We start from the raw sequence: 13,738 nt of genomic DNA on the forward strand, positions 1-13,738 counted from the left end.
AGCTTGAATAACATCTAATAGATAAAAGGAGAATTGCCCGTGAAATTGGAAGCCAAAACCTACAAGCTTCTCGATTCCGTTAAGCTCTCGTTTCAATGCGCCCCCTGGCTGACTTTTTTAATGGTTCTGGAAAAGGTGCTTGCCGGGCTCGTGCCCAGCTTGCAAATCATCGCAACCGCTTACTTTATTGATACGGCTGTCGCTGTATTTCAAGGCCAAGCTGTTATCCGGGAAATCTATTGGCCTATCGGGGCGATTGCTGGGCTCATTGCTCTTTCTTGGGTATCCGGGCAGCTCATCCAATTCGTCAAGGTAAGGCTGGAAACGGCGCTGCGTGAACAATTCCGTACCGCTATTTTGAGCAAGCGCTCCAAGCTGGCTTACCAGCACATTGAAAATTCCGGGTCCTGGGATATGATTTCCCGGGTATCTAAAAATCCGGAAAATCAGCTCATGCTGGCTTTCAGCAGAGTGCTCAATGCGGCTTCTTTGATTCTTCGCATAGTCGGGATCCTCGCCATTCTGGTTGCTCAGGTGTGGTGGGCCGCACTCGTCATTACGACCATCTCGGTGCCGCTGTTCTACCTCGCAATGAAGAGCGGAAAAGCCAACTACCAAGCTTCGCGTGAAGCGTCCAAGTACCAGCGCCGGCACGAATATCTGTCCAAAGTGCTTATGGGACGAGACGCCGTCAACGAGCGCGCGATCTTTCAATACAGCGGCGCCATTAACCAGGTGTGGCATGAGCAGTATGAAACGGCGCGAAAAATTCAGCTTCGCACAGAGATGAAATGGTACATGAAAATGAAGAGCGGAAGCATCATTACCGCCTTACTCTCCACCATCATTGTCTTCCTTCTCATCCCGCCCGCTGTATCCGGAAGCTTGAGTATCGGGATGTTTATTTCACTATCAAGCTCGATTTTTAATCTGGTCTCGATTATGTCTTGGGGCTTGACAAGGTTAGCCGATGAAATGGCTCGTGATGCGGAGTATATGGTTGATTTGACACAGTTCTCCAAGATGGACGAAACGCGAGGGGCAGATCATGAGCCGGCTGCCGACCGGCCGGTCTTTGAGTCACTGGAATTTCGCAATGTTCACTTTACATATCCAGGGGCTGATCAGCCCACTTTGCAAGGTTTATCTTTTCGCTTGGAAGCGGGTAAGCATTATGCTGTAGTAGGGATTAACGGCGCCGGAAAAACAACGATAACAAAGCTGATGACCGGTCTTTATTCCAGCTATGAAGGAGAAATCCTGTTAAACGGACGGGAATTATCCGAATACGGCTACAGCGAGCTAAAAGCGTTTTATTCCATGGTCTACCAGGATTTCGCCAAATATTCTATCACACTCAAGGAAAACATTGCTTTGGGCGATTTAACTGCTGATAAAATGGAGCCCGCATTCGCCACTCGCTTACAGGCTGCTGTGGAGCAAACCGGATTATCCGCCGTCGCGGAGCGTTTGGCTAGCGGAATAGATACGGCGCTGGGCAAAATCAAATCGAACAGCTCCGATTTATCCGGCGGTGAATGGCAGCGGGTCGCCATGGCCCGTGCGGTGTTTAACCCAGCTCCAGTGCGCATTCTTGATGAGCCGACAGCGGCCCTTGATCCTATTAGCGAAAGCCGCTTATATGAGGAATTTGAAGCCGTAAGCCAAGGCACGACCTCGCTCATGATCAGCCACCGTCTCGGCTCCACCAAGCTCGCGGATGAAATCCTCGTTATCGGTGAAGGACGCTTGCTGGAGCAAGGCACCCATAAGGAATTAATGGAACTCGGCGGAGTATACGCACAAATGTATGAAAAGCAAAGGAGTTGGTACCAATGAAGCAGCAAGCAGGGCCTTTTCGGCTGCTCACCGTTTTGTTTCCTATGATGTATTCAGCCTCTCCGGCGCTTTTACTAGTCATGATTGGCTTAGGCATCCTGTTCGGGGTAAGCATGGCCGCCCAGACGTGGGCTTTTCAATTGTTTTTTGATGAAATGAATCTGGCCGTAAGCATCGGGGCCGGGGCGATTACTTCCGCCTTGTGGATGGGTGCGCTGCTGGGGGCTGTTTTTATCGGCACCGAAGTACTGAACGGAACGTTTAATTTTTTGGCAAAGGTATTTATAGATAAGGCCACCGGCTCGCTCTCTGCCCGCATTCATAATAAAGCTTCCCGCATCGATCCTGTCGCTTACGAGAGCACCGAGCTGCTTGATCAGATTAATAAAGCAAAGGAAGGGATGAACAACAGCTTTATTCTGATCTCTGTGTCCGTTGGTCTGCTGTGCTTTTATACGCCGTATTTTTTGTTCCTGGGAATTTACTTGTATACGCTGGAGCCTGTTCTTGCGTTTTCCCTGGTCCTTATCTTCGTTCCGGTAGTGTTTAATCAATATTTACGGAGCCGGGTGTTTACCAGATTGGAGGATCATTCCGCGCCCCTGCGCCGTGAATTTGAGTATTATGAATCCTGCATTGGGGACCGGATTTACTTCAAGGAGACACGGCTTCTCGGCGCGGTTCATTTTTTCAAGGATTTATATCTGAGCGCCCTGTCCTTGTTTGGCAAGAAAAAATGGGAGGCCGAATTCCGCACCGGTATGATGGAGCTGGCGATGAAACTGATCACTTTAGCAGGCTACATGGGTGTTCTGTACCTGCTCTTTACCTCCCTGATGGGTGGAGTGATTACGATTGGAGCGTTCGCTGCGGTGCTGGCCTCGATTGGCGTTATGTTCACGGTTATGCAGGAAATTGTCTCTCAGCATTTCGGCAGCTTGTCCCGCAATATCGGCAGCATTCGCAATTTTATCCGCTTCTTTGATCTTCCGGAGCGTGGCGGAGAAGACCGCGAGATTGATCCAGGGCGCGGAATCGTTGCTGACCAAGTCTCCTTCCGCTATCCCGGTGCGGAGCGGAATGCATTGTCCGACATCTCTCTGACTATCCGCAAGGGGGAAACGATTGCGATTGTCGGAGAGAACGGGGCCGGCAAATCGACACTGGTACAGGTGTTGACCGGCTTGTATCTGCCAACCGAAGGAGACGTCGCTCTCGATGGCGTGAGTACAAAGGAGATTTCGCCATCCTCCATCTACCGCGGCATGTCCGCCGTCTTTCAAGACTACCAGCGTTATCAGATGACGCTGGCGGATAATATCCGCATCAGCGGCAGCGGCGAAGACGGCGCCGGCAAGCCGAGCGGCTCAACGGCGAGCAACAGCAGCGGGGCCAGCGAAGTTGCGGCAGCGGGCGGCGAAGACGGCGCAGGCGAGGCGAGCGGTGCAACGGTGAGCAACAGCCGCGGCGCTAACGAAGTTGCAGCAGCGGGCGGCGAAGACGGCGCCGGCAAAGCGAGCGGTGCAACGGCGAGCAACGGCCACGGCGCTAACGAAGTTGCAGCAGCGGGCGGCGAAGACGGCGAGGCGAGGCTTCGTCAAGCGGCGGCTCAAGCGGAGCTGACCTTGGAGAAAGGGCCATTTCCTCAAGGGCTTGATACAATGCTTTCTCGCGAATTTGACGGGATCGACCTGTCCGGCGGCCAATGGCAGCGTGTAGCAATAGCACGCGGATTATACCGCAATCACAGCCTGATCGTTCTCGATGAGCCGACGGCAGCGATTGACCCGCTCGAGGAATACCGCATCTATCAGCAGTTTGCGGAAATCGCCAAAGGCCAGACAGCGATACTTGTTACCCATCGCCTAGGCTCCGCCAAGATGGCTGACCGGATCATCGTCATGGATCAGGGACGAATCGTGGAAAGCGGCAGTCACGATGAATTGATCGCCCGAAAAGGCACATATGCCGCTATGTTCAAAGCACAAGCCCAATGGTATGCAGTGAGTTAGTACTAGTAGTACTCACCCAGGCAGTACATGATTGAAGTTAGTACATCGTTGGAGTTTAGTACATGTTGGGGTTTAGTGCATCGTTGGGGTTTAGTGCATCGTTGGGGTTTAGTGCATCGTTGGGGTTTAGTGCATCGTTGGGGTTTAGTGCATCGTTGACGAAATTTCGTAAATTGTTTACATTTTCACCTCTACCCTCGTTTTGGGCTTAATATTGGAATTTATGTACGTTTAAACCCGAATACAGTCCGCCATGTACTACTCATTTCAGACGAATTGTATTCGGGTTTTTTATTGCAATGTTCCTACGCTTGTGCACCATGCTGGGAGATACCGCAGGGCGCGGGACGGTGGCAAACACATCTTGAGCTACCTTTTACACAATATGGTTAGGCACAGAGCTGCCACCAACCCAAGAAGCTCCCGCTCAGTCTTCCTCACCCTCATATTCTTGGTAATGAGCCTCCATCGCTTCTCCAATATCCAGCAGATACTTTTCCTCCTCCGAAGTGAATAAAGTAGGAAACTGAAAACCGGAGAGATCCACGTCCTCGGATTCCATCATTTTCTCTAACTGGTCCGCAAACTCTTCTTTATTTTCTACATTTCTAACGCTCAGCTCCGTCAACCTTTCCAATACTTTAAAAGCTTCCGGAGTGTCCGGTGATACTCCCCGCTTCATCAGCTCTTTTACATTAGACAGTATCTCCAGCATCTCCAAATCCATCTGCTCCCGCTGCTCCTTGGATAAGGCAAAGAATTGCTCTGCTATCTCTTCAGAAAAATATTCCTGTATCCATTCTTTCTGATCCTCTTCATGCTCCATTTGAAAAAGCAGCGAGCTTAGCACGGTCCAAGTGACTGGTTGACCTTCTTTCATTAAACGCTGGACACGCTCGATTGCCTCAATCGCCCGGTTGATCTGCTCCTTTTTCTCTTCCAGCAGCTTTTGCTGCCATGGCAGTGATTTTTCTAATTGAGTTAAAGAGTCTTCTTCATCATCCAGCAAGCTTTTGATTTCCTGCAAGGGGTAACCTAAAAATTTTAAAGCTTGAATCTGCTGCAGCTTCGCTAACTCCGACATTCCGTACAATCGATGCCCGGATTCGTTTTGCTTGCTTGCCTTCAACAAACCAATTTCTTCGTAAAAACGGAGAGTTCTTACCGTAATCCGTGCTTTCCGCCCAAATTCACCAATAGTAAAGGTAGGTTCCTGCTTCATATTTCATCCCTCCATCTGCTGATAAATCGAGTGTAGCATAGGACGTAACGGAGGGTTCAAGCCGGAATTTGCAGGAAGATTTTATGCCGCTGGCTTTCATGCGTGGGCATTTCTATGCGGGTTTCCGCATACATTTCGCCTCGGCACTCGCTGCGGCGGCGTTTCTATGCGGGTTTCCGCATTCATTTCGCCTCGGCACTCGCTGCGGCGGTGTTTCTATGCGGGTTTCTGCACTCATTTCGCCTCGGCACTCGCTGCCACGCCCCGCCCCGCATGATGAATCTTGGGTAATCGGGGGTAATCAGCCTTAATCACATAACTTGCTACGAAATTTCGTCTGAAACACTGGCTGGAGCTGCTTAATAGCTTAAAGCCCTTGCATTTGTACGATTTGTCATACAAATCCTGGGTAATCACACTTCAATCCCCTGTATTTGTACGATTTGTCATACAAATCTTGGGTAATTGCCCTTCAGTCCCCTGTATTTGTATGACGTTTCATACAAATCTCCGGTAATCGCCCTTCAACCCCATGTAATTGTACGACATTTCGTACAAAATGCAGGCAACAAGCCCTCGCAGCCCGCGAACCTTGCCAGCCTTGGCTATTTTCATGCCGGAGTTGTGCCAGAACTGGAGAAGACATGACTGTTTTCGTACAAATCTCGGGAGTTGTGCCTGAGAATTCAATGGCATGACTGTTTCCGCATACATTTCGCCTCCGCACACCCTGCGAGAGGTTTGGGGGCGGGATTTTGGGGTTGGCGTTCTGGTATGAATGAACAGAAACAGAAAAAACCGCAGATGCCCAGAAGACCATCTGCGGTTAAACAAATAAACCTTGAAGCTGCGCCGAGGATATGCACCACAGCCACACTCCTCGCTGCACCGGGATTGCACAACCTGCACCACAGCTACACTCCTCGCTGCACCAGGTTTGCACAACCTGCAGCACAGCTTCGCTCCTCGCTGCTCCGGGATTGCACAACCCGCACCACAGCTACTCTCATCGCTGCACCGGGATTGCTCAACCTGCACCACAGCTACGCTCCTCGCTGCACCGGGATTGCTCAACCTGCACCACAGCCACACTCCTCGCTGCACCGGGATTGCACAACCTGCACCACAGCTACGCTCCTCGCTGCACCAGGTTTGCACAACCTGCACCACAGCGGCTGGCTCCCTACTGTTTAAGCTTTATCCATTCGTCGAGTTGCCGTTGGGCTTCCTCTACGATTTTGTCAATGCCGGCGGTTTTGCGCTTCGTAATGAATTCCTCCAGCTTTTCATCCGGATCGACTGCTCCCGTGTTTAGAGGCGGCCCGTATTGATCGCCCACAGCTTGAATATTAGCGATCTCCGTTAATACCAGCTCAGGGTCGAAGGCGAATCCGAGAATCGGGGACGAGTCGGCGGATTCATTTTCCTCCAGGGTTTGGTCGCGAATCTCCTGCTCCTGCCCCTCTCTCAGGTATGAAATAAACCCGTTGCCAAAAACCCAAGTTTGGTTAGGATCATAGCCGCCGTCCGGGATTGTTCTAACCGTATTGTCGCCTATTTTCGTATAATGTTTATCCTCGATTCCAAATGCAACAAGGTTCAGCAGCTCCGGATCCGAATTCAACAGATCGAGGAACATGAGAGCTCTTTCCGGGTTCTCTGAAGTTTTGCTGATTGCCTGCATGGACTGGATAATCGTATCCGTGCCAACGAACGGATCCGTTATAGGAATGGCCACTACATCGTTGCCGCCGAAGGAGGTTTTCTCCTCCTGCTCTCTTCCCGGCTTCAATACGTTATGGAAGAAGGAAGCAACTTTGCCAACCTTCAAGTTTTCTTTATCGCTCTTCAGCATCGGGGCATCCTGATTGATCAGGCCTTTTTTATACCAGCTGTGCATCAGGTCAAGGTATTCTTTATACTCCGGAGTAGTCGCAACATCCACCACCCGAAGCTCGGCATCGTCACGATATATGCCAATGAGGGCGTGATTGGAAATAAGCTCCATGTTATTAAAGGAGATCTTCATTCCGGTAAATTTGCCGCCGCGAGTCATCGAGAATGGAATCGTATCCGGCTCGTCTGCTTTGATTTTCTCGTAAAACGGCTCCATGTCCTTCACTTCTTTAATAGCTTCCGGATCAATGCCGTACTTGTCGACATATTTCTTTTGAATCAAAAATCCTTCCCGGTTCGTTATCGTCTGATAGTTAAGTATGCCGTAAGTTTTGCCATCCACCTTCAAGGCTTGCCATACTACATCAGGCAGAATCTCTCTTAAATTCGGCGCATACTTGTCCAGCATAGCATCATCCAGCTCAGCAAAAGCTCCCTTGCGGGCGTTCTGCGCGTAGTCAAAGCTCCAGAACGATGTCCAGGCGATATCGAATTTTTCATTCGAAGCTACCATGGTGTTCAGCTTTTGCGAATAGCTCCCGCCATCGATAGGGTTCATTTTGATGGTCGCATTGATTTTTTCCTTGGTGATTTTATTCACGGCATCCTCTACGGACTGCAAATCAGGCTGGGTGCTCCATTGGGGATAATACCAGCTCAATTCAACCGGTTTCAATTCATCGTCCGACGATTCGGAACCCGCTCCGGAAGTTCCTCCCTCCTGCTTGCCTCCACCGCATGCGCTCAACACGAGAGCCGAGGAAAGAAGCAAGGTTAACCCTGATGTCCATTTATTTCTCTTAGACATTGTTTATGGCCTCCTTTTTAATAGGTGAGTGGTTTACATAATCCGCGCTTCCACAAGGAAGGGACTATGCGAGATGCTTTAAGGTATATCCTTTTCACCGTTCGGAACAATAAAGCTTGCCAGCGAAATCCGCTACCGGCCATCACCTCCTTAACTCGGATTCCACTCCATTTTGCACAAATTCCGCACGGTTCAGGAACCAGATCTCATAAAGCTACTCTTTCAGCGATCCGACGGTCATCCCTTTGACGAAATATTTTTGACAGAACGGGAACACAAACAGCATCGGACCGGCTCCCAGAATCGCCAACGCCATCCGGGTGGACAAGCTCGGGAACTGGGAAAGATCAATATTGCCGCTAATATACTGGGCATTCATCGCAAAAAACTCAATGGAATTCATGGTTCGATACAGCAGCAGCTGCAGCGGCACCAGCTTTTCGTTATCAATAAACAATAGCCCAAGCCACCAGTCGTTCCAATAGGTAAAGCCGATAAAAAGTCCTACGGTAGCCAGCGCCGGAGTAGCCAGAGGGAGAATGATACGGAAGAAGATTTTCCACTCGTTCGCCCCGTCAATTTTAGCCGATTCAATAACTTCAAGCGGCATCTTGTCCATAAAACCCTTCATAATCATGACATAGAACGGGTTGAGCAAATACGGTATGATCAGCACCCATATCGTATCCTTCAGCTGCAAATATTTGGTCATCATAATATAGAACGGAACCAGGCCGCCGCTAAACAGCATCGTAAAGAAAATGTAGAAGGTTGTAATTTTACGGTAGCGATAATCCCGGCGGGAAATCGTATAACCGATCATCGCGGTGAGCAGCAAACCGGTAATCGTCCCTGCCACGGTGACGAAAATCGTCACTCCGTAAGCTCTCAGAAGCTGACCCGGATATTGAAAAACCGTTTCATAGGCCGTTAAGCTGAACTGCTCGGGAAACAGCTTGTAGCCTCCGCGTATCAGCGTTTCCTCGTCCGAGAAGGAAATAGAAATAACGAGCAGGAGCGGCACGACCATACACAAGGTAACCATTATAAAAAAGGAATGAATGACCCCTTGTGCCCATTTCGGGTTGTCATTTGACATTCATGAGCCCCCCTCTACCACAATGCATTTTCACTGTTGATTTTTTTAATAATATAGTTGGTTGTCAGCACGAGAATAAATCCGACGATGGACTGGTACAGACCGACGGCAGCGCTCATTCCGACATTGCCCAAATCACGCAGCGAACGGTAAACATAAGTATCAATTACGTCCGTTGTCGTATACAGGAAACTGGAATTGTTCGGTATGAAATAGAACAATCCGAAATCCGCCCGGAACATCCCGCCAACCGCAATGATAAATAAAATGATGATAAGCGGCGTTAGAAGCGGCAAAGTGATGCGCAAAACCATCTGAAGCTTGGAAGCTCCATCGATTTTCGCTGCCTCATAGTAGCTGGGATTAATACCGACAATGCCCGCATAATAGATCAGAGCGGAGAAGCCCACTGCCTTCCATAATTGAACTCCATTCAGAATAAACGGCCACTTGTCAGCTTCCATGTACCAATTAACCGGATCCCATCCGAATGCTAAGAAGAGGTGGTACAGGAACCCTTTTTCATGCTCCAGAAAAGCCAGAGTAACGTAACCGACAACGACCCAGGATAAGAAATAAGGAAAGAACAACGCTGTCTGGTAAACCTTCACAAACCGGCCGGACACCTCGTTCATCAGCACAGCGAGAATCAACGCAGCCGTGGTGGTAAGAATGATGAAGCCGAGATTATAAAGCACGGTATTTCGAGTAATGGTAAAGGCTGCCTCCGAGGAGAAGAAAAATTTGAAATTGGTCAGGCCGTTCCATTCGCTGCCAAAAATCCCGAGATCAAAACGATAGTTTTTAAAAGCAACGATCAGGCCGATAAGCGGCAAATAGTTGATCACAAGCTTAATCAAAATTCCCGGCAGGGATAGAAAAAACAGTTCTTTGTTTCTTTTGAACTGCTCCCATTCGCGAGCCAGCTTGCCGCGGGGCCGGGAAAGCGACGGGACCGCTTGCGGCGTTCCGCCTGATGATTTGTCCATAATGTCACCCCAAGTCCTATTGCAGTTTTTCGGTTTCTCTTTAAGAAGGCGGCGAGGAAAACTATTGTCGTCCGGGATACACCGCTCTTCAAGGCAACTATAGGGGGGTGCTGAAAAAAGCGAAACTGTAAAGATTGTACTTCTGTTCAGATGGCGACTCCTCATTTTGTACTTTACTGCTGAAACGCTACATTATTGGGTCTGAAGCCTGGTATTTCAAGTTTTTTTTCGCATGCCGCTCCCGGCGCCAGGTTCGACAGCATAACGGCGTTCGGACACCACATAAACGCAATACACGTAACAAAGAAAGGCCATCCGGTATATTCCGAAAGGCCCTCTCGTTATTCCTCTAATATTCTGGAGTCGCCGGCTTTACTCTGGACTCGCAGCTTTACTCTTGAGCCAATAGGCTCTTCTTCAACCGGTATTCGCGCGGTGTGGTTCCGTGCTTGTTTTTGAACAGCTTGAAAAAATGACTTTGTGTCCGGTAGCCAACCTTCTCCATCACTTCATTAATGCTGTAGTCCTTCTCCTCCAGCAGCTCCAGCGCCTTATCAAGCCGGACGTTATGGATATACTCCGTAACGGTAATTGATGTATTGGCTTTAAACAGCCTCCCGACATAAGCGGATGACATCTTGAGCATGGCGGAGATGCTTTGCAGGCTGAGGTCCATGTCCATATAATGGGCATCAATCAATTCACGGATCGTCTCTACGAGCGCGTCCTTCTTTTCTTCACCTGAACAATTCCGCTGTTCTCCAAGCTTGGTGAACATGTCCATGAACTGCTCCCGCACCTCCTCCAGCGTCTCTGCCTCAAGCACCCGCCGGTAGCTGTCCTGCCAATCGAGATCGACAGGCAGCAGCCGGTTATGGTTGATTTCCATAACCGTGCCCCGGATAACTACAAGCAGATGAAGAATCCAGTGCTGGATATTATCCATATTCGAGCTGGATGCCTGGCCAACAAGCTCGTCCAAATCCGCTGCAAGAGCTTGCATTTGCATCGATTTCAGATTTTCCTTCAACCTCTTCTCCAGTTCAACCGTATTCGGGAAGGTATCGTTTCTTTCCTTCTCCTTGATCCGCTCTGGAGTAATGATCGCCCGCTTGCCAAAAACCATCCGGTATGCAAGGCTGCGAAGGGCTTCGCCATATCGTGACGTCCATTCCCTATAATCAGCCGCAGGCTGGCTTACAGCCACAGTCAAGGATAAACCATATAATTGGTTCAAGGTTCCTTGAATATTGTGCAGTACCGGAATAAGCTTATCCATTAATTCAGACTCCAGCCCAGCCCCGCTCACTATCAAAGTGAACTGGTCATTCTTCATATCTACGAACTCAACCGGAACAAGCTGGAGCAGCAACTCTTCAGATATATTGCCCGTCGCAAAGGACAGCAGCCTTTTATCCGTCGGGGACAGCTGCAAAAATTGCTGATAGTCATCGATTTTCAGGACGATAATCAGGTAAGGCCCTGTGTCGGCAATTCTAAGCTGCCCATCCTCTATCCATTGGCGAAAGGTTTGCTCGTTCTCAGCTGTGCTGTCCAGGATCAGCTTTCTCAGTTGATAGTTGATTACTATAGAGCGCTTGGCGTCTCTGTCCCGTTCATACTCATCCATTTTGCGGAAAACATGAGTATGGAGCTGGGATAAATACTTCATTTCGTCCTGGTCTCCCGTACGCATTCCGGCTAAGGCAGACGATGGAACCTGCTTTAACTGCTTCAAAATATTTTCCAAAGGTCCATAGAGCCTGCGCGATACCGGGAATGCCGCGACAAGAGATAACAGCAAAAACAGAACGGTGATCAGCACAAAATGCCCACGCATTTGATAGATGCTGCCCAGCACAGCCTCATAAGGGCGTATGCTGACAATGGACCAGCCATATAAGTCGGTTTTCATGTAATTGACGAGGTGGGGACTGTCCTTAACCGTGTAAACGAATTGTCCGAAGCCGGGGGCCGGATCGGCAAACAACGCCTCCCCCAGCTCATCCGGATCAATGGCAGGAAGAAGCTCGTGACGGGTATAAAATTCCCCTTCGTCATTGACAATGACAATGCTGCTCTCTCCGTAGCCGCTAAGCTCGTTCAGCATCTGCAAATTGTCAAACAACCACTCCGGCTTTACAGCCAGGATAACCATACTGGAGGAATGTTCGGCTGGAGACTGCTCGGAGCCATACATTAAGTAACCGAACAAATCAATGCTGGCCTTTTCCCCGTCTATCCCCGAATCCTCATAGCTGATCGGGATAAGCTGGAGACGCCGCACCGAATCACGGGTATGCAGGAACTGATCCAGCCGTTCTCTCTCTCCGTTAGCATTTTGCTGAAACAGAGAATCAGTTGAATAGTATTTACCAGTATTCGCATTGTAGATAATAATCGAGTGCATAAAGGAAGTGGATGAAACCAGCTTTTCCAGTCTCAGCATTTTGGAAGGCAGCTCGAAAATATTTTCATCCTGTCCGTACAATAAAGAGACCATATCCGTATCCAAATAAACGGATTTGGCCAGTGTCTCTACCATTTCATTCATGGATTTAATATTGTAATTGATTTGTGCCATAATCTTCCTGTCGGCTTCGGACTGGATGTTCAGCGCCGTATCCCGGGATTTCATATATAAAGTTAGAGAGAATATGGTCACAAGCACAAAAGGAAACGTGAGTACAGCTATTAATATCCGGCGCAAGTACTTGCGGGACTTGTACATACGAATGAAGTTCACGGTCATTCCCTCCGCGGTGGTTTTCATTGGGCATCTCAGGGAGATTGTCTCCCCTGAACAATTAGGCGCCAGTACAACGCTTTTTGAATCTCTCAAGCGACATTTTTGAATCTCTCAAGCGCGCAGACATAATTTAAGGGCTCCTGCCATGCTTTGAGCAGGATTTCTTAATGCAGTGTACCATATTCCTGACATTACCGGGAAGATATTTTAACTGCGTAAACTACTAAATGAGCATTTTGCATAATTCGATTTCATCCACATGCGGTAACAAGATATAGACAAAGTAAAACCGTTTTGATCTATATCTTGTTTGATTGAAGCTCCGCTGGGATTTATGCAAAATGCTGAAATAGGTATAAGGTGAATGAATAGGCTCCTCCTAACTTACAGCCATCTGCAACAAAAGGTTGTCCAAGCATCAGTTTTCACTGAATTACTGGACAACCCCTTCATTATAGCAACTTATCGCTTAATCTCTGCATAGCACGTATGGATTAACCTCTGCATTGGAAAGATTGAGGAAGACTGAGCCGGACTGGAGCCGTTTATTCTTCCAAATTCCTCTAAATTCTTCTAAAAAACTAGCCGGGTCCGGCAGGTGTAAGTTCTCTCCAAGCCATTCTCCGCTGTTACCGTAATCTGCAGCAGTCCTTTGGTTGGATCGCCTGGAAACAACTCAGTCCATTGCATATCCGTCACGCTGGCTCCATCGCTTACTTGAACCGTTAGCCCGTTAAGATCAAATTGTTCACTGTTTATCTCCAATATAGGAATACCAAAGGCCGAAACTACCTGGCCCATGCTGCCATTGCCATATTCCAGCTGCTCTACAGCAGCAGCATTGGACTCCTCGTTAGCATCCATTTCTACCCATATCGGATTGGAGAAAGCAAATCCGCTGCCTGCCAAAGGCCCCGTACCTGAGCTTCCCGGCTGGGCCCGCCACGGATATTAATTTCATCCCAGAAACGGAAGCCCTGCTCGTTTACTCCCTGATCCAGGCCATGCCAGGTCCCGTTCCAGACCTCAATTCCAGTAAAGCCCCTCCACTGGTACGGGGTCAAAAACGTATACGTCTGATCAAATGGATGCGCCATGTAAAAGGCCGCACCTAATGCCATATT

9 protein-coding genes are annotated in these 13,738 nt (G+C 49.0%); 2 read left to right on the forward strand and 7 right to left on the reverse strand.

What is annotated here, in order from left to right; all coding sequences use genetic code 11:
• The first annotated feature begins 39 nt into the window (after positions 1-39).
• Entirely contained in the window at positions 40-1,839 is a 1,800-nt protein-coding gene (locus tag PSHG_RS21765) for an ABC transporter ATP-binding protein (RefSeq protein WP_010277719.1), read from the forward strand.
• Positions 1,836-3,851, forward strand: coding sequence for an ABC transporter ATP-binding protein (locus PSHG_RS21770; protein WP_010277722.1), 2,016 nt, complete (start codon positions 1,836-1,838; stop codon positions 3,849-3,851). The genes PSHG_RS21765 and PSHG_RS21770 overlap by 4 nt, the downstream gene beginning before the upstream one ends.
• A 427-nt stretch (positions 3,852-4,278) precedes the next feature.
• Here the strand turns inward: PSHG_RS21770 and PSHG_RS21775 are convergent, their stop codons facing one another.
• The 7 genes from PSHG_RS21775 to PSHG_RS21810 form a co-directional block, all read right to left on the reverse strand.
• Positions 4,279-5,073, reverse strand: a complete 795-nt coding sequence (locus PSHG_RS21775) for a MerR family transcriptional regulator (protein WP_010277724.1) — start codon at positions 5,071-5,073, stop codon at positions 4,279-4,281.
• A 1,183-nt stretch (positions 5,074-6,256) separates the two neighbouring features.
• Positions 6,257-7,777, reverse strand: coding sequence for an ABC transporter substrate-binding protein (locus PSHG_RS21785; protein WP_010277730.1), 1,521 nt, complete (start codon positions 7,775-7,777; stop codon positions 6,257-6,259).
• Between the two features lie 214 nt (positions 7,778-7,991).
• A complete protein-coding gene (locus PSHG_RS21790; protein ID WP_010277734.1) occupies positions 7,992-8,876 on the reverse strand; it encodes a carbohydrate ABC transporter permease in 885 nt (294 codons plus the stop codon).
• Positions 8,877-8,890: 14 nt separating this feature from the next.
• On the reverse strand, positions 8,891-9,865 hold the full coding sequence (locus PSHG_RS21795; RefSeq protein WP_010277738.1) for an ABC transporter permease: 975 nt from the start codon (positions 9,863-9,865) through the stop codon (positions 8,891-8,893).
• A 391-nt stretch (positions 9,866-10,256) separates the two neighbouring features.
• Positions 10,257-12,611, reverse strand: a complete 2,355-nt coding sequence (locus PSHG_RS21800) for an AraC family transcriptional regulator (protein ID WP_157213487.1) — start codon at positions 12,609-12,611, stop codon at positions 10,257-10,259.
• 576 nt (positions 12,612-13,187) lie between these two features.
• Complete coding sequence (locus PSHG_RS21805) at positions 13,188-13,523, reverse strand: hypothetical protein (RefSeq protein ID WP_162137299.1); 336 nt, start codon at positions 13,521-13,523, stop codon at positions 13,188-13,190.
• Positions 13,481-13,711 (reverse strand): hypothetical protein, encoded by a 231-nt coding sequence (locus PSHG_RS21810; RefSeq protein ID WP_010277746.1) that lies wholly within the window; start codon positions 13,709-13,711, stop codon positions 13,481-13,483. The genes PSHG_RS21805 and PSHG_RS21810 overlap by 43 nt, the downstream gene beginning before the upstream one ends.
• Positions 13,712-13,738 lie beyond the last annotated feature (27 nt).

The sequence above is a fragment of the Paenibacillus senegalensis JC66 genome (assembly GCF_000285515.1).
Lineage (GTDB): Bacteria > Bacillota > Bacilli > Paenibacillales > NBRC-103111 > Paenibacillus_L > Paenibacillus_L senegalensis.

Bases quoted from the DNA above. Each gene is read 5' to 3' on its own strand.
- PSHG_RS21785 (WP_010277730.1), bottom strand. From the start codon at position 7,777: ATGTCTAAGAGAAATAAATGGACATCAGGGTTAACCTTGCTTCTTTCC.
- PSHG_RS21795 (WP_010277738.1), bottom strand. From the start codon at position 9,865: ATGGACAAATCATCAGGCGGAACGCCGCAAGCGGTCCCGTCGCTTTCC.
- PSHG_RS21790 (WP_010277734.1), bottom strand. From the start codon at position 8,876: ATGTCAAATGACAACCCGAAATGGGCACAAGGGGTCATTCATTCCTTT.
- PSHG_RS21810 (WP_010277746.1), bottom strand. From the start codon at position 13,711: ATGGCGCATCCATTTGATCAGACGTATACGTTTTTGACCCCGTACCAG.
- PSHG_RS21770 (WP_010277722.1), top strand. From the start codon at position 1,836: ATGAAGCAGCAAGCAGGGCCTTTTCGGCTGCTCACCGTTTTGTTTCCT.
- PSHG_RS21775 (WP_010277724.1), bottom strand. From the start codon at position 5,073: ATGAAGCAGGAACCTACCTTTACTATTGGTGAATTTGGGCGGAAAGCA.